Genomic DNA, 20,045 nt, shown 5'->3' with positions numbered 1-20,045 from the left:
ACAAAGTATTGCTGATTCCGGCGGCAACGCGACCGTCGAAGTCCCCGCGAGACGACCGCTGCGGCGGAATCCCGCGACTGCCTTTCGCAACTACCAAATAGGCGCTGTTGTAACTCTCCCACGTTCATACCATGCCGAGGCCAGAGGTTCTCGAACGCATCAAGACGGCCGAAGGAGAGGCCGACGACATCATCGCGGAGGCCGAGGCCGACCGCGAGGAACGGATCTCCGACGCCCGCGAACGTGCCGAAGACATCCGAGAGGAGGCCGAAGAAGAGGCGCGAGCGCTCGAGGCGGACCGCCTCGAGGACGCCCGCGAGGAGATAGCGACCGAGCGCGAGCGCATCCTCGAAGACGGCGAGGACGAACGCGAGCGCCTCCGGTCTCGCGCCGAGGGCAGAGTCGACGACGTCGTCGACTTCGTCCTCGAGCGCTTCACGGAGGAGGTACATGCTCAGACCTGAGCGGATGAGTAAGGTCTCGGTGACGGGGTCCAAGGCGGTCATGGACGACGTCATCGAGACGGTGCACGAACTGAACCTCGTCCACCTCAGCGACTACGACGGTTCCTGGGAGGGCTTCGACAACGGCGACCCGGTCGAGGGCGCCGAGGAAGCCTCCAAGAAGCTCGTGACGGTCCGGTCGCTCGAGAACATCCTCGAGGTCGACAAGGCCGACGCGGGCCCGAGTCGCATCGTCACCGAGGACGCGCTCGACGAGGAGCTCGAGGAGGTCCGCCAGGAGGCGAACCGGCTCGACGACCGACGCGACGAGCTCGAGGACGAGCTCCGCGACGTCGAGGAACAGATCGATTCGATGGCGCCGTTCGCGACGCTCGGGACGCCCCTGCATCTCCTCTCGGGGTACGACAGTCTCGAGGTCCGCGTCGGCGAAGGGAACGCGGACGCCATCCGAGAGGCGCTCCGTGGTGCAGCCGTCGTCCGCGAGTTCGAGGTCGAGGAGGCCGACGACGTCGTCGCGGCGTACGTCTACCCCGAGTCGAACGCGCGCGAGGACTTCCTCGACGACCTCCTCGTCGGCGTCGACTTCACGACCATCGACGTGCCCGAGGACGGGGAAGGCGACCCCTCGGAGTACGTCGAGGAGCTCCGTCATCGCAAGCAGCGACTCGGTTCGAAGCTGGAGACGGTCGAGGACGAGCTCGACGACCTGCGCCTGGAGGTCGCGAGCTTCCTGCTCGCCGCCGAGGAGCGCCTCAGTATCGACGTCCAGCGGTCCGAAGCGCCCCTGCAGTTCGCGACCACGGAGAACGCGTTCATCGCCGAGGGGTGGATTCCGACCGAACGCGTCGACTCGCTGCGTGCGGCGGTCGGTGACGCCGTCGGTGACCGCGCGGACGTCGAGGAACTGGAGCGCGCGGACTACGACCAGCACGGCGAACCAGAGCACACCGAAGCCGTCACGGACGGCGGGATGGTGTCGATGGACGAGCAGCCGCCGACGGTGATGCAGAACGACTCGCTCTCGAAGCCGTTCGAGCCGCTGACGAAGATGGTCGGCGTCCCGAAGTACTCCGAGATCGACCCGACGATGATCATCATGCTGACGTTCCCGTTCTTCTACGGGTTCATGATCGGGGACCTCGGGTACGGCCTCCTCTACACGGCCGCCGGGTACGGTATCTACAGCAAGTTCGACGCGGAGATCGTCAAGGGCATCGGCGCCATCGCGATGTTCGCTGGCGGGTTCACGATGCTGTTCGGCGTGCTGTACGGCGAGATATTCGGGATGCACGTCCTCGGCGAGGTCCTGTTCGGCGAGGCCGGACCGCCGCTGCACAAGGGACTCCAGCCCGCGTTCGGCTACTACGCACGGTCGTTCCTCGTGCTGAGCCTGCTCGCCGGCATCGTCCACATGACCGTCGGCTTCTGGTTCGGGTTCTGGAACGACCGGAGCCACGGGCTCGTGGACGCGTTCACGCACAACCTCGCGTGGTGGTTCCTGATGCTCGGCGTCTGGGGCTGGATCTTCAGTGACGTCGCGCTCGACCAGAAGCAGGACATCCTGTTCGCCCCGCTGAAGAAGGCGCACATCCTCTCGTCGGCGCACGGCCTGCCGGAGGTCGTCGGCTGGGGGAGCCTGTTCGTGTTCGGGTTCATCGGACTCGCGGGCATCCTCTACGGCGAGTACCAGGAGTACGGCTTCATCGGTATCATCATCGGTGGCCTGGAGACGCCGAACGCGCTCGTGAACGTCCTGTCGTACATCCGGATCGCGGGCGTGCTGCTCGCGAAGGCCGGGATGGCGCTCGTCGTCAACCTCCTGTTCTGGGGGGCGTACCAGCACGACGGCGAGATCCACTACCTGACGGGGCACGGTCCCGAAGCCGTCGAGCACGGCGAGGTCCTGTTCGGTGGGCTCGTCCACGGCGGCGTGGCGTTCGCCGTCCTCGGCGTCCTCATCTTCGTCGTCGGGCACCTGCTCGTCCTCATCCTCGGCGTGACGAGCGCCGGCCTGCAGGGCGTGCGTCTCGAGTTCGTCGAGTTCTTCAACAAGTTCTACGAGGGCGGCGGTCGCGCGTTCGAGGCGTTCGGCTACGACCGCGAGTACACGACCGAGGACTGACCGCTCCCCCGTTTCGTTCGTTCGAGCGACACGTTCCGGCGGCCTCACCGTTCGAGACCGAAAACGTCTTTATATCTGCCTCCGGTTTTTCACGGTTATACAGCCGGTACCGGCCGATTTCTTTGGGAAGTTTTATGGGTGCGCTGTGGCCAGTACGACCTGTCTGGTAGACACGGAGGACTACGCAAACTATGATGGAATTCGCAGAACACGTACTCAATCTCGGTGTTGCACTGCAGGAGACAACGGGTAGCTCGTCGCCCGCTCTCGAAAAGCCCGCCGCTGCCGCGATCGGCATCGGCCTCGCCGCCCTCGGCTCCGGGTACGCCGAGCGTGGGATCGGCGCAGCCGCTATCGGCGCGCTCGCCGAGGACTCGATCTCCACTGGTATCGCTATCCTGATGACGGTCCTGCCCGAGACGCTCGTCATCCTGGCGCTCGTCCCGCTGTTCGTCGGGTAATCAACCGCTTCGTTTTCCCACAATGAGTCTGGATACAGTCGTTGAGGACATCCGGGACGAAGCCCGCGCGCGTGCGGAAGAGATACGAGCCGAAGGCGAAGCCGAGGCCGAGGAGATCGTCGAACAGGCCGAAGCGGACGCCGAGGAGACGATAGAGGAGGCAGAGCGCGCGGCGGAACGGGCGGTCGAACAGGAGCGAGAACAGAAGATATCCAGCGCGAAGCTCGAAGCGAAGCAGATGCGGCTCGAAGCTCGCCGTGACGTCCTCGAGGACGTCCGCGAGCAGGTCGAGGACGCGCTCGCGTCGATGGAGGGCGAACGCCGCACGGAGCTCACGACCGCGCTGCTGGACGCTGCGAGCGTCGAGTTCGAGGGCGAGGAGAGCGTGAGCGTGTACGGTCGCGAGGACGACCAGGACCTGCTCGCCGACGTGGTCGCGGACTACGACGGCTACGAGGTCGCCGGCGTCCGCGACTGTCTCGGTGGCGTCGTCGTCGAGGCCGACGAGAGTCGGGTTCGCGTGAACAACACGTTCGACTCCCTCCTGGAGGACGTCTGGGAGGACAACCTCAGAGACATCAGTAACCGGTTGTTCGACGAGGAAGAATGAGCAGCGCACAGGGAGCCAATCCGGAGTACGTGAACGCGCGGATCCGGGCCCGCCGTGCGAATCTGTTCGGCGACGAGGACTACCGGAAGCTCCTCCGGATGGGGCCGAGTGAGATCTCTCGGTACATGGAGGAGTCCGAGTACGAGGCGGAGATGAACGCGCTCGGGTCGCGTCACAGTGGCGTGGACCTCATCGAGTACTCGCTGAACCGGAATCTCGCGGAGAACTTCGAGGACATCCTCGACTGGGCTGGCGGTGGCCTCTACGAGCAGATCGCGTCGTACCTGCGGAAGTTCGACGCGTGGAACGTCAAGACCGTCCTGCGCGGTATCTACTCGGACGCGCCGCGTGACGAGGTCGAAGCGGACCTCATCCGAGCGGGCGAGTTCGACGACCGCTTCCTGGAGCGCTTGCTGGACGCACAGTCCATCGAGGGCGTCGTCGAGCTGCTCGACGGCACGATCTTCGGGCGCGGGATGGCGGCTGCGTTCCCCGAGTACGAGGAGTCGGACGTCCTCGTGCCGCTGGAGAACGCCGCGGACCGTGCGTTCTACGAGAACCTCATCGCGGAGCTCGGCGACTACGAGCCCGACAGTGCGCTCGCGCTGTACGCTGGGTTCCTGAAGGCCGAGATCGACTTCCGGAACGCGCGGAACGCGCTACGGCTCGCGCGCAGTGGCGCGGACTTGGATCCGGCGGAGTACCACATCGCAGGCGGTGATCTGTTCTCCGAGGGACAGCTGTCGTCGCTCGTGTCGAGTTCGAGCGAGCTCGTCTCCGTGATCCGCGACAGCGAGTACGGTGACGAGCTCGGGCAGGCGCTCGCGGAGCTCGAGGACGCCGACAGCCTCATCGGGTTCGAGCGTGCGCTGGACGCGGCACTCCAGGAGTACGCCGACCACCTGAGTCACGTGCACCCGCTCTCGATCACGCCCGTGCTTTCCTACATCATCGCGAAGGAGCGCGAGGTCGACAACATCCGTGCTATCGCGCGCGGTCGAGAGGCCGGGTTGAGCGAGGACGAGATCGAGAAGGAGCTGGTCACGATATGAGTCAGGAGATCGCTGTCGTCGGGGCGCCGGACTTCACGACGGGCTTTCGGCTCGCTGGCGTCCGGAAGTTCCATAACGTCGACGGCGACGACGTGGAGGCGCTTGAGGATGCGGTCCGGGAGGTGGCGCGCGACGAGGACGTCGGTATCGTCGTGATGCACGACGAGGACGTCGCGAAGCTGTCCCGGGAACCGCGGAGTATCGTGGATACGAGTATCGAGCCGACGTTCGTGACGCTCGGCGGCGGTGCGGGGTCGGGCGGGCTGCGCGAGCAGATCAAGCGAGCGATCGGTATCGACCTGATGGACGAGGACTAATATGAGTCAAGCAACAGACACTGACGTCCGCGAGGACGGCCAGATCGAGAGCGTGAGTGGTCCGGTCGTGACCGCCACGGACCTCGGTGCCCGGATGAACGACGTCGTCTACGTGGGCGACGAAGGACTGATGGGCGAGGTCATCGAGATCGAAGGGAACCTGTACACCATTCAGGTGTACGAGGAGACGTCTGCGGTCGCGCCGGGCGAGCCCGTCGAGAACACGGGCGAGCCGCTGAGCGTCGACCTCGGGCCGGGGATGCTGGACACCATCTACGACGGTGTGCAGCGTCCGCTGGACGTGCTCGAGGAGAAGATGAACTCGGCGTTCCTGGACCGTGGTGTCGACGCGCCGGGTATCGACCTGGAGAAGACCTGGGAGTTCGAGCCGACCGTCGAGGAAGGCGACGAGGTCGAACCGGGTGACGTGATCGGGATCGTCGACGAGACGGTCACGATCGAGCACAAGGTCATGGTCCCGCCGGATTACGATGGTGGCGAGGTCGTCGCCATCGAGCACGGGAACTTCACCGTTGAGGAGCCGGTTGCGGAGCTGGCGAACGGTGAGGAGATCCAGATGCGTCAGGAGTGGCCGGTCCGCGAGGCGCGGCCGGCTGGTGACAAGCAGACGCCGACGACGCCGCTCGTCTCGGGGCAGCGTATCCTGGACGGCCTGTTCCCGCTCGCGAAGGGCGGGACGGCGGCGATTCCGGGGCCGTTCGGGTCCGGGAAGACGGTCACCCAGCAGAGCCTGGCGAAGTTCTCCGACGCGGACATCGTCGTGTACATCGGGTGTGGTGAGCGTGGGAACGAGATGACGGAGGTCATCGACGACTTCCCGGAGCTGCCGGACCCGCAGACGGGGAACGCCCTCATGGCGCGTACCTGTCTCATCGCGAACACGTCGAACATGCCGGTGGCGGCGCGCGAATCCTGCGTGTATACGGGTATCACCATCGCGGAGTTCTACCGCGACATGGGGTACGACGTCGCGCTGATGGCTGACTCCACCTCTCGGTGGGCCGAAGCGATGCGCGAGATCTCCTCGCGTCTCGAGGAGATGCCCGGCGAGGAGGGGTATCCGGCGTACCTCGCAGCGCGCCTCAGCCAGTTCTACGAGCGTGCAGGGTACTTCGAGACGATCAACGGCATGGAGGGCTCCATCTCGGTCATCGGCGCCGTGTCGCCGCCGGGTGGGGACTTCTCGGAGCCGGTCACGCAGAACACGCTCCGTATCGTGAAGACGTTCTGGGCGCTCGACGCGGACCTCGCGGAACGGCGTCACTTCCCGGCGATCAACTGGGACGAGTCGTACTCGCTGTACAAGGACCAGCTCGACCCGTGGTACCGGGAGAACGTCGCGGAGGACTTCCCGGAGATCCGCCAGTGGGCGGTCGACATCCTCGACGAGGAGGGCGAGCTCCAGGAGATCGTGCAGCTCGTCGGGAAGGACGCCCTCCCCGAGGACCAGCGCCTGATCTTGGAGGTCGCGAAGTACCTCCGCGAGGCGTGGCTCCAGCAGAACGCGTTCATCGAGGTGGACCAGTACTGTCCCCCCGAGAAGACCTACCGCATCCTCCAAGCGATCAAGCACTTCAACGACGAGGCCAGCGAGGCCTTGGAGGCTGGCGTGCCGGTCGAGGAGATCCAGAACGTGGATTCGGCGCCGAAGCTGAACCGTATCGCGTCGACGGAGGACGACGACGTCCCCGAGTTCGTGGACGAGCTCGAGGACGAGCTCTCGAATCAGCTGCGTGAACTCTACTGACCATGAAGGAATACCAAACCATTACGGAGATCTCCGGTCCGCTCGTGTTCGCCGAGGTCGACGAGGACATCGGTTACGACGAGATGGTCGAGATCGAGACGCCCGGCGGCGACACGCGCCGCGGGCAGGTGCTTGAGTCCAGCGAGGGCCTGGTCGCGATCCAGGTGTTCGAGGGGACCTCGGGTATCGACATGGAGTCGTCCGTCCGGTTCCTGGGCGAGACGATGAAGATGCCCGTGACCGAGGACCTCCTCGGGCGGGTGCTCGACGGGTCCGGGAATCCGATCGACGGTGGGCCGGACATCGTTCCGGAGGAGCGACGCGACATCGTCGGCGAGGCGATCAATCCGTACGCTCGCGAGTACCCCGAGGAGTTCATCCAGACGGGTGTCTCGGGTATCGACGGGATGAACACGCTCGTTCGCGGCCAGAAGCTCCCGATCTTCTCGGGGAGTGGGCTGCCGCACAACGACCTCGCGCTCCAGATCGCCCGGCAGGCGACGGTTCCGGAGGAGGCAGAGGGCGAGGGCGACGACGACGACGAGGAGTCGGAGTTCGCGGTCATCTTCGGTGCGATGGGGATCACGCAGGAGGAGGCCAACGAGTTCATGGCCGACTTCGAGCGCACGGGTGCGCTGGAGCGGTCGGTGGTCTTCATGAACCTCGCGGACGACCCGGCAGTCGAGCGGACGGTCACGCCGCGGCTCGCGCTCACGACCGCGGAGTACCTCGCGTTCGAGCACGGCTATCACACGCTCGTCATCCTCACGGACATGACGAACTACTGTGAGGCGCTGCGCGAGATCGGTGCGGCGCGCGAGGAGGTCCCGGGTCGTCGTGGCTACCCGGGGTACATGTACACGGACCTGGCGCAGATCTACGAGCGTGCGGGTCGCATCAAGGGCGTCGAGGGGTCGATCACGCAGATCCCGATCCTGACGATGCCCGGCGACGACGACACGCACCCGATCCCGGACCTGACGGGGTACATCACGGAGGGGCAGATCGTGATGGACCGCGACCTGAACAGTCAGGGATTGAAGCCGCCGGTGAACGTCCTGCCGTCGCTGTCGCGCCTGATGGACGACGGTATCGGCGAGGGCTTCACGCGGGCGGACCACGCGGACGTGTCCGACCAGATGTACGCGGCGTACGCGGAAGGTGAGGACCTCCGTGACCTCGTGAACATCGTCGGTCGCGAGGCGCTGTCCGAGCGTGACAACAAGTTCCTGGACTTCGCGGACCGGTTCGAGGCGGAGTTCGTCGACCAGGGCTTCCAGACGGACCGCTCGATCGACGAGACGCTCGACATCGGATGGGAGCTCCTGTCGATGCTCCCGCGGACGGAACTGAACCGCGTCGACGAGGAGCTCATCGACGAGCACTACCACGAGGACGTCGGCGAGGAAGTCGCCGCGGACTGACTGCGGGTCTCTCTCTCTTTCGTCGCTGGTCGTCGACGAGCGACTGCGAGCGGTCGGTTCGTCGATGGTGATGGGTAACTGGTCGGGGTGTAGGGACTTGGTAGCTCGTGACGTACGTGGGGTATGCGAGAGCGCGAGCGCCGTCGGTCGGACCGAGTGGTCCTGGCGGATGGTGGGTCGAGCGTGTTCGAGGAGGAGCCGGTTCCGTCCCAGCGCGAGCGGGCGCGTGCGGTGCCGGTGACGGAGGCGGTCAAGCAGCAGGCGATGGACGCGGCGCCGGTCGGGATCACGCTCACGGACCCGTCGCTCCCGGATAACCCGCTCGTGTACGTGAACGACGCGTACGAGCGCATCACGGGGTACGGTCGCGAGGACGTCATCGGGCGGAACTGTCGGCTCCTGCAGGGGCCGGAGACGCGGGAGGCGCCGGTCGCGAAGATGCGGGCGGCGGTCGCGGAGGCGGAGCCGGTGACGGTGATGTTACGGAACTACCGGAAGGACGGCGAGCTGTTCTGGAATCGCGTGGAGCTCGCGCCGTTGTTCGACGACGATGGCGAGGTCGCGTTCTACGTCGGGTTCCAGTTGGACGTGACGCGTCGGAAGCACGCGGAGCGTGCGGCTCGGGAGCGGGCGCGAGCGTACCGCGACGAGCGGATGGCGTTGGAGGCGGTCCTGTCGCGGGTGAACGGGTTGCTCGCGGACGTCTCGGCGACGGTCGTGCAGGCGACGACGCGCGAGGAGTTACAGGTGCAGGTGTGTCGATGCGTGGCGAGTACGCCGGAGTACGCGTTCGCGTGGGTCGGCGAGTACGGGCTGTCGGGGGAGACGGTCGACCCGGTCGTCGGGTTCGGTGGTGCGGGGGGTGCGCCGCGGCGCGTCGACGAGGTGTCGGTGTCGTTCGACGACGGCGATCCGGTGATGGCGGCGGTCGCGACGAACGCACTCCAGGTGCGGGACGCGAGCGAGTGCGCGGGTGGGCGATTGCACGGCGCGGAGTGGCCGGACCGGTACGGGTCGGTCGCGGTCGTACCGCTCTCGTACGGTGACGTGACCTACGGTGTGCTCGCGGTGTACGCCGACGGGGCGGGCGCGTTCGACGAGCACGAGCGCGTGGTGCTCGCGTCGCTGGGGCGGACGGTGGCGACGGCGATCAACGCGGTGGAGTCCCACGAGCGCGTGGTGACGGACGACGTCGCGGAGGCCAGGTTGGACGTCTCGGGGACGGAGCTGTTCCCGGTGGTGCTCGCGGCGGCTCGCGAGTGCGAGGTCGCGTTCGCGGGTGCGGAGGTCGCGAACGGGTCGGTGTCCGTGCTGTGGGACGTGTCGGGCGTCGACGCCGGAGTGGTCCTGGAGATGGCCGAGGGGTTCCCGGCGGTGTCGGCGTCCGTGGTTGTCGAGGGCGAGGACGGGTGTCTGGTGTCGGTGACGGGGTCGATGGGGGAGCTCGTCGAGGGGCTCGCGGCGCGGGGCGTCGAGGTCACGTCGCTCTCGGCTATCGGCGAGGGCGCGTCGCTCGTGTTATCGGTTCCGGCGGGCTGTGACGGCCGTGAGGTGGTGTCGACGGTCCAGTCGCGGTTCCCGGCGGCGACCCTGGAGGCGTACCGGTCGAGCGAGCGGTCGGTGCGGACGCGCCGGGAGTTCGTCGCGGCGCTGGACGCGGACCTGACGGACCGCCAGCGGGCGGCGCTCGTTCGGGCGCACGCGGCGGGGTTCTTCGAGACGCCGCGGGCGGTCAGCGGGGAGACGCTCGCGGCGTCGATGGGGGTGTCGACGTCGACGTTCCACGAGCATCTGCGGGCGGCGCTCGGGAAGGTCGTGAGCGAAGTCGCCGACGGCGTCGCCCCCACGGACGCCCACGTATAAACGCGGGTCGGTGGGGTCGGAAATTTCCGGTGGTGCAGTTAGTTCCGTCCCACTCGTATGGGTTGGTGTAGCATGGCATCACCAGAAGGCGAAGCACTGTGGCTATGGCTCGGTACCGCGGGAATGTTCCTGGGGATGGTCTACTTCATCGCCAGGGGCTGGGGCGTAGAGAACGAGAGACGACAGAAGTTCTACATCGCGACGATATTCATCACCGCGATCGCGTTCGCGAACTATCTCGCGATGGCGCTCGGGTACGGGTTGACGACAGTCGTCGTCGGTGGGGAGGAGATTCCCATCTACTGGGCGCGGTACACCGACTGGCTGTTCACCACCCCGCTGCTCCTGTACGACCTCGGGTTGCTCGCGGGCGCCGACCGGAACACGATCTACACGCTCGTCGGGCTCGACGTCGCGATGATCGGGACCGGCGCGGTCGCGACCCTCACGGGCGACCTGCAGGGCGCCGCGCTCTCCACGGGCGCGCAGCGACTCGTCTGGTGGGGCGTCAGCACGGCGTTCCTGCTCGTCCTCCTCGTGTTCCTCTTCCGGAACCTCACCCAGCAGGCCCGGAACCTGTCCGGCGAAGCTCAAGGGAAGTTCCGGCTGTTACGGAACATGCTGACCGTCATCTGGCTGGTCTACCCCGTGTGGTGGCTGATCGGGACGGAGGGCGTCAGCGCGGTCGGGCTCGGCATCGAGACGGCCGGGTTCATGGTCCTCGATCTGGTTGCGAAGGTCGGGTTCGGGTTCATCCTCCTGTCGAGTCACGCGATCCTCGACGAGGCCGACACCGCGACCGAGGCGCCGAGCGGCGCGACCACGGCTGACTGACGGCGTCCCGACGCGGTCTTTTCGTACACGACTCACTCATGCACCCGATACGCTCGTCCGGTCGACGGTCGCCTCGTGGCTTCGAGACCCGCTTCGGTCGTTCACCTCGCCGCCGTTCGCGGGGTGAGTGGGCGTGACCGACGCGTTGACCTACGTCGCCTTCCACCTGGCGTTCGTGGTTCCGGCGCTCGTGGCAGTTGCCGCCCTCCGGCGAGCCCGTGGACTGGGCGAGTGGACGCGGACGCTGAAGGTCGGGACGCCGGTCGTGGTCGTGCTCGCAGTCGCGTACACGACACCGTGGGACAACTACCTCGTCGCACGGGGCGTGTGGACGTACGGTGAGGGGACGGTGCTCGCGCGCCTGTGGTGGGCGCCCGTCGAGGAGTACGCGTTCTTCGTCCTCCAGTCGGTGCTCGCGGCGCTGTGGGTGGGGAGCCTCGGGTTCGCGGACGTCGCCGACGCCACCGTCTCGCGTCGGCAGCGCGTCGCCGGCGCGCTCGCCGCCGGCGCCGTCACCGCGCTCGGGCTGGCGTGGACGCTCCAGGGCGGACAGACGCTGTACCTCGGCGCCATCCTGGCGTGGGCCGGTCCCGTCCTCGCCGTCCAGTGGGCGTTCGGCTGGCCGGTCCTCGTCCGCGCCCGCAGAACCGTCCTCCTCGGCGTGCTCGCGCCGACGCTGTACCTCTGCGTCGCCGACCGGGTCGCCATCGACGCGGGCGTCTGGACGCTCTCGGAGACGTACACCACGGGCGTGCTCGTCCTCGGCCTCCCCGTCGAGGAGGGCCTGTTCTTCCTCGTGACGAACGTCTTCGTCGCCCAGAGCCTCGTCCTCCTCCGGTGGGTGTACGCCGCCCCCGCCGCCGCCGTGCCAGCGCCGCTGCGCCGGTTCGTCCGACTGGAGACGACCCGCGGCGAGGGCGTTCCGCGATGACCGAGCGCAGCTATCGCGTCCGGTCGACGCCGGCAGCGAGCGTCCGCGACCGGGTCGTCGCCCTCGGGCTCGCACCGTCGTGGGCGGTCGTCGGCGTCCTCGCGCTCGCGTTCGCCGCCGGCGTCGACCGCCCGCCGCTCTCGGTCCAACTCGTCCCGCTCGTCGCGAGCGTCGTCCTGTTCGGGCTCCCCCACGGCGCCGTCGACCACCTCGCGCTCGCACGAGCGGGCGGGCAGGCCGCGACGCGCGCCCACCAGCTCCGCGTCGGCGCGCTCTACGCCGTTCTCGGCGGCGCGTACGCGGTCGCGTGGTTCGTCGCCCCGGTCGCGGCCGCGGTCGCGTTCGTCCTCCTGACGTGGGCGCACTGGGGGCAGGGCGACCTCTACCCGCTCGTCTCGCTCTTCGACGGCCGACACCCCCACGGACGCGGCCAGCGCGCACTCACCGCCGCGGTCCGCGGGGCGCTCCCGATGACGATACCGCTCGTCGCGTTCCCCGGCCAGTACGAGCGCGTCCTCGGGTGGTTCGTCGCGCCGTTCGGCGCGAACACCGACGCGCTCGCGTGGCTGTTCACGGCCGACAGCCGGCTCGCGGTCGCGGGTGCCGTCGGCGCGCTCACCGTCCTCGCGCTCGCGAACGGCTCCCGTACCGACGGCGCCTCGGCCGCGTGGGTCGTCGACGTCGCCGAGACGCTCGCGCTCTGGGCGTTCTTCCTCCTCGTGCCGCCCATCCTCGCCGTCGGCGCGTACTTCTCCGCGTGGCACGCGCTCCGGCACGTCGCCCGCCTCGTCACCGTCGACGACGACGCCGTCGCCGCCCTCGAACGCGGGAGCGCACTCGGCGCACTCGCGGCGTTCGCGCGCGACGCCGCCCCCCTCACCGCCGGCGCGCTCGTCGTCCTCGCCGCACTCGCCGTCGCCGTCCCCACGACACCGACCGCCCTCCCCGGACTCGTCGGCCTCTACCTCGTCGGCATCGCCGTCCTCACCCTCCCGCACGTCGCCGTCGTCACCGGCATGGACCGCCACCAGGGGGTCCTGTAGCACGCTCGCGGACGCTTCCCGTCGCCACCCGACTCCGGTCGTCTCGTCGGCGGACGGTGCCGCGAGCGGCCCGCTCGCACCGCCGCACCCGCTGGAATCGTAAAGGGTTAACAGGCTGGCTACGCAACTGGCGCGTAATGGCCAAGGACGTCAAGCCGACCCGGAAGAACCTCATGGCGATCGAGGACCGCATCGAGCTGTCCGAGCGCGGCCACGACACGCTCGAGCAGAAGCGCGACGGACTCATCATGGAGTTCATGGACATCCTCGACAAGGCCCAGGACGTCCGCGGCGGCCTGGAGCAGGACTACCAGACCGCCCAGAAGAAGATCAACATGGCGCGCGCGATGGAGGGCGACGTCACCGTCCGCGGTGCCGCAGCGGCGCTGAAGGAGCACCCCGAGATCACGACGGAGTCGAACAACATCATGGGCGTCGTCGTCCCCCAGATCGAGTCCTCGAAGGTGAAGAAGAGCCTCGACGAGCGCGGGTACGGCGTCCTCGGCACCTCGGCGCGCATCGACGAGGCCGCCGAAGCCTACGAGGACCTCCTCGAATCTATCATCCTCGCGGCGGAGGTCGAGACGGCGATGAAGAAGATGCTGAAGGAGATCGAGACGACGAAGCGTCGCGTGAACGCCCTCGAGTTCAAGCTCCTTCCCGAGCTCTACGACAACCAGGAGTACATCGAGCAGAAGCTCGAGGAGCAGGAGCGCGAGGAGATCTTCCGCCTGAAGAAGATCAAGGACAAGAAGGAAGCAGAGGAGAAGGCCGAGGCGGAAGCGGAGGCCGAGAAGGAGGCGGAGGCCGAGGCGGCCGGGAGCGAGACGGTCGACGCGGACTGAGTCCGTCGGCGCGGTCGGCGGCGGCGTTCGAGCGCCGTTGGTCGGCGAAGCAGACTAGTTTTTAGGCGGTCGGGCGTGTCGGGGGGATTATGCAATGCTCTGAGTGTCGCGGTGACGTGACTGCGTTCGAGGTACCCGCCGACCTGCGCGAGTACGCACCGGGTGACGCGGCGACTATCTGCACGCAGTGCCTGACGGTGGCCGCGGCGGATCCGGCGAACGCGCAGAGCGCCGAGGAGGTGCGGTTCGAGGACGTCGTGGAGTCGTTCCCGTCCGGGACCGCGGGCGTGCGGATGGCGCTCGTCGTGGGGATGCTGTCGTCGCTGGCGTTGAATCGTTCGAACATCGAGACGCTCGTCGAGGACCTCACCGCGGACGGCGTTGACGCGATGCTGATACTGGAGGACCTCGAGAGCGAGTCGTCGCTCCAGCCGCGGGTCGCGATCGGTCGTCGCCGGAATCAACTCGAGCAACTCATGGAATAGTTCGGCGACCGCAATCGGGTGCTCTCGACCCCACAGCTCGACGGCACCGATAGACCTAAGTATTAGTTCTCGCGGTGCGTGCATCCGACCGGTAGGTGACGACTTACCGGTGCTCGACCTACGTTCCGGTGTCGTTCGACGCGACGACGGGAGCCGCCCACCAACGGCTACCGCACTCACCAGGGGGGAATCGGCGGCGACGGTCTGACACGAACCCGCCGTCGACGTCGAACGCACCGCCAGGTTCGCCGAGACCGACGCCTCTCCGATCGACGGTCAGCGAAGCAGACGACGAGGATGAAGAGTCAGGCGACCTCGCGGTCGCAGTTCGAAGCGATCAGACGCCGGTCTCGTACCGCAGCAAGCCGGCGATACCACCGAACGCGTTCAGGAGCTGTTCGCCCTTCTCGAAGTCCGTGGAGATGAACTTCGTCTCCGTCCCGCGCTGGTCGGCGATCGACATCAGGAACTCGATGACGTCCTCGCGCTCCTGGAGTTCGGCCTCGGTGCCGTCCTCGCACTCGTGACTCGGCGTCGCCTTCCGCGCGTTGAACACCTCGTACTCCTCGGTGTTCCCGCACTCGAAGACGGCGACGTCCTGCCGGAGGTCCTCGCTGATGAGGAGGTGCTCGACGGAGCCCATGACGAGGTTCTGGCGCGTCGGCTCGAACCCGTACGTCGCCTTGTTCCCGTCGTGGAGCTGCTTGAAGAACCGCTCCATCAGCTCCTTGTCCTCCATGATCTCCGCGTCCGCGAGCACGTCCTGGGCCGCGTCGACGAGGTCGTAGAGGCCGGACTCGTCGGTGTACGCGACGTCGAACTTCCCGAGGACCGAGTCCTGAAGCTCGTGGTGGAGGTAGTCGCCGTCGAGGAACTCGTCCTTCGTCGGCGAGGGACCGCCGACGAGCACGCCGTCGAGCTCGTGGCGTTCGGGGACGAACAGCTCGTTCGCCATCTCCGCGACCTCCTGGTAGAAGTTGTCGATGGCCTCCAGACGCAGACGAGCGAACCGCTGCGCGGACTGGCCACCCTTCCGCTGTTTCCCGGGGACGAGCGAGCTCGCGGATTTCACGGGTTCGACACGCTTCCCGCGGAGCCACCCGACGTTCGCCTCGCGGCGGTCGAGGACGACCAGGCCGTAGAGGCCCTTGTCCGCGAGCATGTGTTCGAGCGGTTCGGTGAGGAACTCGCTGTCGCAGTGATACCGGAAGGACTCGACGGACTGGGGCGGTGACTCAAGCACCTCGGTCTTCATGTCGGTCTGGCCACCGCCGGAGTCGATCGCGCCCGAGAACAGCACCATGCCGTTCTCCGGCGGGGTGTCGTAGTACTTCAGGCGCGCCTTCAGGGACGACAACGCGTCCTGGACGGCCGTCCGCGTCTGCTTGGACTTGATGTTCGACGCCTCGCTGTGCTCCTGGGTGATGTGGGCGACGACGTCGGAGATCCGACGGTCCTCCGGCACGTAGATGGTGACGAGTTGCGTTCCTGATCCCTCGTGGGACTGGAGGTCCTCGATGACCTTCTGGAACTCGTACTTCTTCCGGTCGGACTGTTCCTCGTCCGCTTGCTGACTCATTGACTACAACTGGCCGTCGTGCGCGTAAGTAACTGTTCCTTGTCCGCGAAACGGTCGCACGGGCCCGTTCGCGGGCGTGTACGTCCACGCGGTCGCTGTCGCTGGCCGGTCGCGTGCCAGTGCGTGAAGGAAGGTCGGTAGCCGTTCGAACCGTGCGAGCGAGTCACGTGCTGACTGGTCGCGTCGGTCGAGTCACGTCAGGCGTCGGCGTCGTCGCTCGTGAGGAACGAGACGACGGCGTGCACGACGCCCTCGTCGTTCGCGTTCGAACTGGCCTGACTCTGGCCGGTCGCGCTCGCGTTCGCCTCGGCGTCGTCGCCGCCGACGACGCTCGAGATGGCGTCACCGAGCGAGTCGTGCTCGCGGTCGCTCTCGTTCGCGCCGAACCAGTCGGCGATGGTCGACTGGACGGTCCTAGCGGTGTCGCTGGCCTGCGCGGGGAGCGACCGGTCGTTCGCCCCGGCCGTCGGGACGTCGACGGGTGCGTTCGCGCCCGGCTCGGCGTCGGCCTCGCTATCGTCGTCGTCCGCCGCCTCGTCGCCGTCGTCGTCAGGCTCGGCCGCGGGCGGTGCGCTGTCGCTCGCGCCCGCGTCGTCGGATTCGTTCGCGGCGTGGTCGTCGCCCGGGAGGACGTCCGCCGCGGTCTGTCCAACAGGCGATGCCGCCGGCGTGGCCGCGACCGCTCCCGCGCCCACGACGAGCACGGCGAGGACGGCCGCGACGACGTGTTTCGCGTTCATGATTGCTGCACTCGGTGCGAGGACCCAGAGACACTTGAAGCGCCAACGTCGTTCTGGACAGTTCGAGCGTTTCAAGCGCTCTGAACGGGTTTCGGGCGGTTCTGAACGTCGTGAACGAGCGTGAACGGCGGTGGAGACGGACGGTGCGAACGCCCCTGAAGCGAGTGAACGACGACGTCCAGGAGCCGGCGAGCGACGCACGCCATCCCGTCGTGCACGGTCGAGCCTGCGCGATCGAGTGCCGCGCGAACCACCATTTATTACTCCACCAGCACTGTATCGATTCGTAATGAGTACGCAGGAGACGGTGTACGCCATCGCGAGTGGGAAGGGTGGCGTCGGGAAGACGACGACGACGGTGAACTTGGGCACGGCACTGGCTGGCGTCGGTAATCGCGTCGTCATCGTCGACGTGGACCTCGGCATGGCGAACCTCGCCGGGTTCGTGAGTCTCGACGCACAGGGCACGTCGCTCCACGACGTCCTCGGCGGCTCCGCGACCGTCGACCAGGCGACGTACGAGCTCGCGAACGGCATCTGGGCGATCCCCAGTGGCGTCGAGCTCGACGGGTACGCGGACGTCGCGACGGAGGAGCTCACGACCGTCGTCGCGGAGCTCCGCGAGCGCTTCGACTACGTCCTCCTCGACGTCGGCGCGGGCGTGAGTCACGAGACCGTGCTTCCGCTCGGGCTCGCGGACGCGACGCTCCTGGTGTCGACGACGGAGCCGGCGTCGATCCAGGACGCGAAGAAGACCGTCGACCTCGTCGGGCGCGCCGGCGGGACCGTCGGCGGGATGGTGGTGACGCGAACGCGCCCGGACGACCCCGTGTCGCCCGAGGACGTTGCGGAGAACGTCGGGACAGATCTCCTGGTGGCGGTCCCGGAGGACCCGAAGGTCCGCGAGAGCGTGCACGCCGGCACACCGCTCGTCGTCCACGAACCGAAGTCGCCGGCGGCGCAGGCGTACCGGTACCTCGCCGCGCGCCTCCTCGGGCAGGCCGACGACGACGACCGGCCGCGGTTCGGCGCGAGAGACGACGACCGGGCGGCCGGGAGCGAGTCGTCCGAGAGCGAGGGTTCGGCCGACGACGGCGACGTGGCGTCGGCGGACGACGTGTCGAGTGCGATCAGCGAGGTGGACGCGGAGGACGGCGACGCCGACCGCGTCGACATCCCGGACGCGGACGCGGACTACGGCGCGCGGAGCGCGGACGACGAGCACGTCGAGCGCGCGCTCGCCGACCCCGAGCGCGACGGGGAGGACACGGGCGAACCGGCGACCGACGGCGGCCGCGACGACGACGACGACCGCTGACGTCGGCCGTCGCGAGCGAGGTCGGACGTCGGCGAGTCGAGCGTCGCCCCGGGCCTCGGCGAGTCGCGCGTCGACTCGAACATCGGGAGTCGCGCGTCGACCCGAGCCGAGCGTCGTACTGTGTGCGCTCTCGAACGGAAACGGCTTTCCCGTCCGACGTTCCAACGACCGTACATGGCTGACGACAACTCGATTCCGCTCTCGTGGATACTGCTCTTCCTGGTGCTCGTCATCGGCGTCGGCGCCGGCGCCGTCGTCTTCGTCGGCGGCAGCATCATGCCAACCGGCAGTGGCGTCATCGCACTCCCGCTACTCGGGTAGTCGCCGCCGTCGACCCGACTCGGTGAGCCGACAGGACGTCGTGAGCGCGTCGTCTCGACGCCCGGGACCGCGGTGACGTGGTCGTGTCGCCGGTCGCTTACATCGAGTCGGGAGCGGCGACGCCGAGGAGCGAGAGCGCGTTCGCGACGGTGTGGCGGGCGGCGGCGACGAGCGCGACCCGGGCCGCGCGCAGTTCGGGGTCGTCCTCGCTGAGGACGGGGCACTCGCGGTAGAAGGCGTTGAACGTCTCAGCGAACTCGCGCGTGTACGTCGCGACGGTGTGCGGCTCCAGGGCTTCCGCGGCGGACTCGACGACCGCGGGGAACCGCGCGATCGTCCGCAGGAGGTCGTGGGCCTCCTCGTTCTCGAGCGCGCTCGCGTCGAACTCGGGGACATCGTCGACGTCGTCGAGGATTCCGCAGGTCCGGGCGTGCACGTACTGGACGTACGGCGCGCTCTGGGCTTCGAAGTCGAGTGCACGGTCCCACTCGAACGTGATGGTCTTCGTGAGTTGCTTCGAGATGATGTCGTACCGGACCGCGCCGATACCGACCTGATGCGCGATGCGGTCGACGTCCTCGTCGGCGAGTTCGTCGTCGCGGATGCGGTCCTCCATGCGGTCCTCGACCTCCTGGCGCGCGCGGTCGACGGCCTCGTCGAGGAGGTCGTCGAGGTCGACGCCGGTCCCTTCGCGCGTGGACATCCCGAAGCCGCCGGGGAGATTCACCCACGAGAAGATGACGTTCTCCAGCTGGCTCGTGTCGTTCCCGAGGAGCTCGAGGGTCGTCCCGAGCTGTTCGGCCTGCAGCTTGTGGTCCTCGCCGAGGACGGTCACCGCGCGGTCGTAGTTCTCGAACTTCCACTCGTGGTGCGCGAGGTCCCGGGTCGTGTAGAGGCTCGTGTCGTCCGACCGCAGGAACACCATGTTCTTGTCGATGCCGTGCGCGGAGAGGTCGAGCTGCCAGGCGTCCTCCTCGTAGACCGCCTCGTCGAGCTCCTTCAGGCGGTCGACGAGGTCGTCCGTGGAGCCGTCGAACATGAACCGCGATTCCTTGACGAACTCGTCGAACTCCGCGGGCAGGCGTGCGAGGCACTCGCGCATCCCGGAGAGCACCTGGTCGACGACCTCGGTGACGCGCTCGTGGACGGCCTCGTCGCCTTCTTCGAGCCCCTGCATGATCGCCTGAATCTCCGCTTCGGCTTCCTCGACCTCGTCGGCGGGGCCGTCCTCGAGGAACGCGTTCCCCTTCCGGTAGTACCGGACGAGGTCGTACTCGATGCGGTCGCGTTCGGGCTCGGCGTCGAGGTCATCCTCGTCGAAGTGCTCGTACGCCCACGTGAACACGGCCATCTGGCGGCCGGCGTCGTTCACGTAGTAGTGCCGGTCGACGTCGTACCCCGCGAAGTCGAGGACGTTCGCGACCGCGTCCCCGACGATGGGGTTGCGGGCGCGTCCGACGTGGACGGGCCCGGTCGGGTTCGCGCTCGTGTGCTCGACGACCGCGGACTCGCCGGTGTCCTCGAGCCGCCCGTAGTCGGTGGTCTGGGCGGCTTCGAGCGTGCCGGCGTAGTACGCGTCGCTCGGCAGGAAGTTCACGTACGGGCCCTGCGTCGTGATAGCGGCGACGGACTCGATGTCGGCGGCGTCGAGCGCGTCCGCGATCTCCGCGGCGACCTGCGGCGGCGGCGCACCGGCTTCGCTGGCCAGTCGGAACGCGACGCTGGACGCGAGCACGGCGTCGACGTCTTCCGGCGGTTCCTCGATTCCGAGGTCGTCGGTCGGGTAGTCGAGGGCCTGGAGCGCGTCCGCGAGCGCGTCCTCGACGGCCGACCGGAGTGTCAGGAACATACTCTCCGGTTCCCCGCCG

At 67.8% G+C, this 20,045-nt stretch carries 19 protein-coding genes; 16 read left to right on the top strand and 3 right to left on the bottom strand.

Going from position 1 to position 20,045, the window contains the following annotated elements; all coding sequences use genetic code 11:
* Nucleotides 1–131 precede the first annotated feature (131 nt).
* From ahaH to SM754_RS01295, 14 genes are all read left to right on the top strand, one after another.
* The gene (gene ahaH, locus SM754_RS01360; protein ID WP_323674422.1) at nucleotides 132–464 is read left to right on the top strand and encodes an ATP synthase archaeal subunit H; all 333 of its coding nucleotides are present in this window, start codon (nucleotides 132–134) and stop codon (nucleotides 462–464) included.
* Nucleotides 451–2,586, top strand: a complete 2,136-nt coding sequence (locus SM754_RS01355; protein ID WP_323674421.1) for a V-type ATP synthase subunit I — start codon at nucleotides 451–453, stop codon at nucleotides 2,584–2,586. The genes ahaH and SM754_RS01355 overlap by 14 nt, the downstream gene beginning before the upstream one ends.
* Before the next feature lie 194 nt (nucleotides 2,587–2,780).
* Entirely contained in the window at nucleotides 2,781–3,047 is a 267-nt protein-coding gene (locus SM754_RS01350; RefSeq protein WP_501993726.1) for an ATP synthase subunit C-like protein, read from the top strand.
* A 22-nt stretch (nucleotides 3,048–3,069) separates the two neighbouring features.
* Complete coding sequence (locus SM754_RS01345) at nucleotides 3,070–3,657, top strand: V-type ATP synthase subunit E (RefSeq protein WP_323674419.1); 588 nt, start codon at nucleotides 3,070–3,072, stop codon at nucleotides 3,655–3,657.
* On the top strand, nucleotides 3,654–4,709 hold the full coding sequence (locus SM754_RS01340; protein ID WP_323674418.1) for a V-type ATP synthase subunit C: 1,056 nt from the start codon (nucleotides 3,654–3,656) through the stop codon (nucleotides 4,707–4,709). Before SM754_RS01345 ends, SM754_RS01340 begins: the two co-directional genes overlap by 4 nt.
* Nucleotides 4,706–5,026: a V-type ATP synthase subunit F gene (locus SM754_RS01335; protein ID WP_323674417.1), complete on the top strand. Its 321-nt coding sequence runs from the start codon at nucleotides 4,706–4,708 to the stop codon at nucleotides 5,024–5,026. Before SM754_RS01340 ends, SM754_RS01335 begins: the two co-directional genes overlap by 4 nt.
* Nucleotide 5,027: 1 nt before the next feature.
* Complete coding sequence (locus tag SM754_RS01330) at nucleotides 5,028–6,794, top strand: ATP synthase subunit A (RefSeq protein ID WP_323674416.1); 1,767 nt, start codon at nucleotides 5,028–5,030, stop codon at nucleotides 6,792–6,794.
* Nucleotides 6,795–6,796: 2 nt separating this feature from the next.
* A complete protein-coding gene (locus SM754_RS01325; protein ID WP_323674415.1) occupies nucleotides 6,797–8,218 on the top strand; it encodes an ATP synthase subunit B in 1,422 nt (473 codons plus the stop codon).
* Nucleotides 8,219–8,341: 123 nt separating this feature from the next.
* Nucleotides 8,342–10,081, top strand: a complete 1,740-nt coding sequence (locus SM754_RS01320; RefSeq protein ID WP_323674414.1) for a bacterio-opsin activator domain-containing protein — start codon at nucleotides 8,342–8,344, stop codon at nucleotides 10,079–10,081.
* A 72-nt stretch (nucleotides 10,082–10,153) separates the two neighbouring features.
* Nucleotides 10,154–10,915 (top strand): bacteriorhodopsin, encoded by a 762-nt coding sequence (locus tag SM754_RS01315; RefSeq protein ID WP_323674413.1) that lies wholly within the window; start codon nucleotides 10,154–10,156, stop codon nucleotides 10,913–10,915.
* A gap of 133 nt (nucleotides 10,916–11,048) precedes the next feature.
* Nucleotides 11,049–11,846 carry a lycopene cyclase domain-containing protein gene (locus SM754_RS01310; RefSeq protein ID WP_323674412.1) on the top strand — a complete coding sequence of 266 codons (798 nt, stop codon included), beginning with the start codon at nucleotides 11,049–11,051 and terminating at the stop codon, nucleotides 11,844–11,846.
* The gene (locus SM754_RS01305; protein WP_323674411.1) at nucleotides 11,843–12,889 is read left to right on the top strand and encodes a Brp/Blh family beta-carotene 15,15'-dioxygenase; all 1,047 of its coding nucleotides are present in this window, start codon (nucleotides 11,843–11,845) and stop codon (nucleotides 12,887–12,889) included. Before SM754_RS01310 ends, SM754_RS01305 begins: the two co-directional genes overlap by 4 nt.
* A gap of 137 nt (nucleotides 12,890–13,026) precedes the next feature.
* Nucleotides 13,027–13,734, top strand: coding sequence for a V-type ATP synthase subunit D (locus tag SM754_RS01300; protein WP_323674410.1), 708 nt, complete (start codon nucleotides 13,027–13,029; stop codon nucleotides 13,732–13,734).
* 89 nt (nucleotides 13,735–13,823) lie between these two features.
* A complete protein-coding gene (locus SM754_RS01295; RefSeq protein ID WP_323674409.1) occupies nucleotides 13,824–14,219 on the top strand; it encodes a DUF6276 family protein in 396 nt (131 codons plus the stop codon).
* Nucleotides 14,220–14,556: 337 nt separating this feature from the next.
* Here the strand turns inward: SM754_RS01295 and prf1 are convergent, their stop codons facing one another.
* Together prf1 and SM754_RS01285 are read right to left on the bottom strand one after the other, a co-directional pair.
* Nucleotides 14,557–15,798 carry a peptide chain release factor aRF-1 gene (prf1, locus tag SM754_RS01290; RefSeq protein WP_323674408.1) on the bottom strand — a complete coding sequence of 414 codons (1,242 nt, stop codon included), beginning with the start codon at nucleotides 15,796–15,798 and terminating at the stop codon, nucleotides 14,557–14,559.
* Between the two features lie 197 nt (nucleotides 15,799–15,995).
* Nucleotides 15,996–16,538, bottom strand: a complete 543-nt coding sequence (locus tag SM754_RS01285; RefSeq protein WP_323674407.1) for a hypothetical protein — start codon at nucleotides 16,536–16,538, stop codon at nucleotides 15,996–15,998.
* Between the two features lie 289 nt (nucleotides 16,539–16,827).
* On the opposite strand from SM754_RS01285, the gene minD reads away from it, so the two are divergent.
* The gene (gene minD, locus SM754_RS01280) at nucleotides 16,828–17,856 is read left to right on the top strand and encodes a cell division ATPase MinD (RefSeq protein WP_323674406.1); all 1,029 of its coding nucleotides are present in this window, start codon (nucleotides 16,828–16,830) and stop codon (nucleotides 17,854–17,856) included.
* A 174-nt stretch (nucleotides 17,857–18,030) separates the two neighbouring features.
* Nucleotides 18,031–18,177, top strand: coding sequence for a hypothetical protein (locus SM754_RS01275; protein WP_323674405.1), 147 nt, complete (start codon nucleotides 18,031–18,033; stop codon nucleotides 18,175–18,177).
* 97 nt (nucleotides 18,178–18,274) lie between these two features.
* Here SM754_RS01275 and argS read toward each other — a convergent pair whose 3' ends face one another.
* Nucleotides 18,275–20,026 carry an arginine--tRNA ligase gene (gene argS, locus SM754_RS01270; RefSeq protein ID WP_323674404.1) on the bottom strand — a complete coding sequence of 584 codons (1,752 nt, stop codon included), beginning with the start codon at nucleotides 20,024–20,026 and terminating at the stop codon, nucleotides 18,275–18,277.
* Nucleotides 20,027–20,045: the final 19 nt, after the last annotated feature.

Source organism: Halorubellus amylolyticus (assembly GCF_034808145.1).
GTDB lineage: Archaea > Halobacteriota > Halobacteria > Halobacteriales > Natrialbaceae > Halorubellus.
The sequence above is the reverse complement of the archived record's forward strand: the minus strand, read 5'-3'. Positions and strand labels throughout refer to the sequence as shown.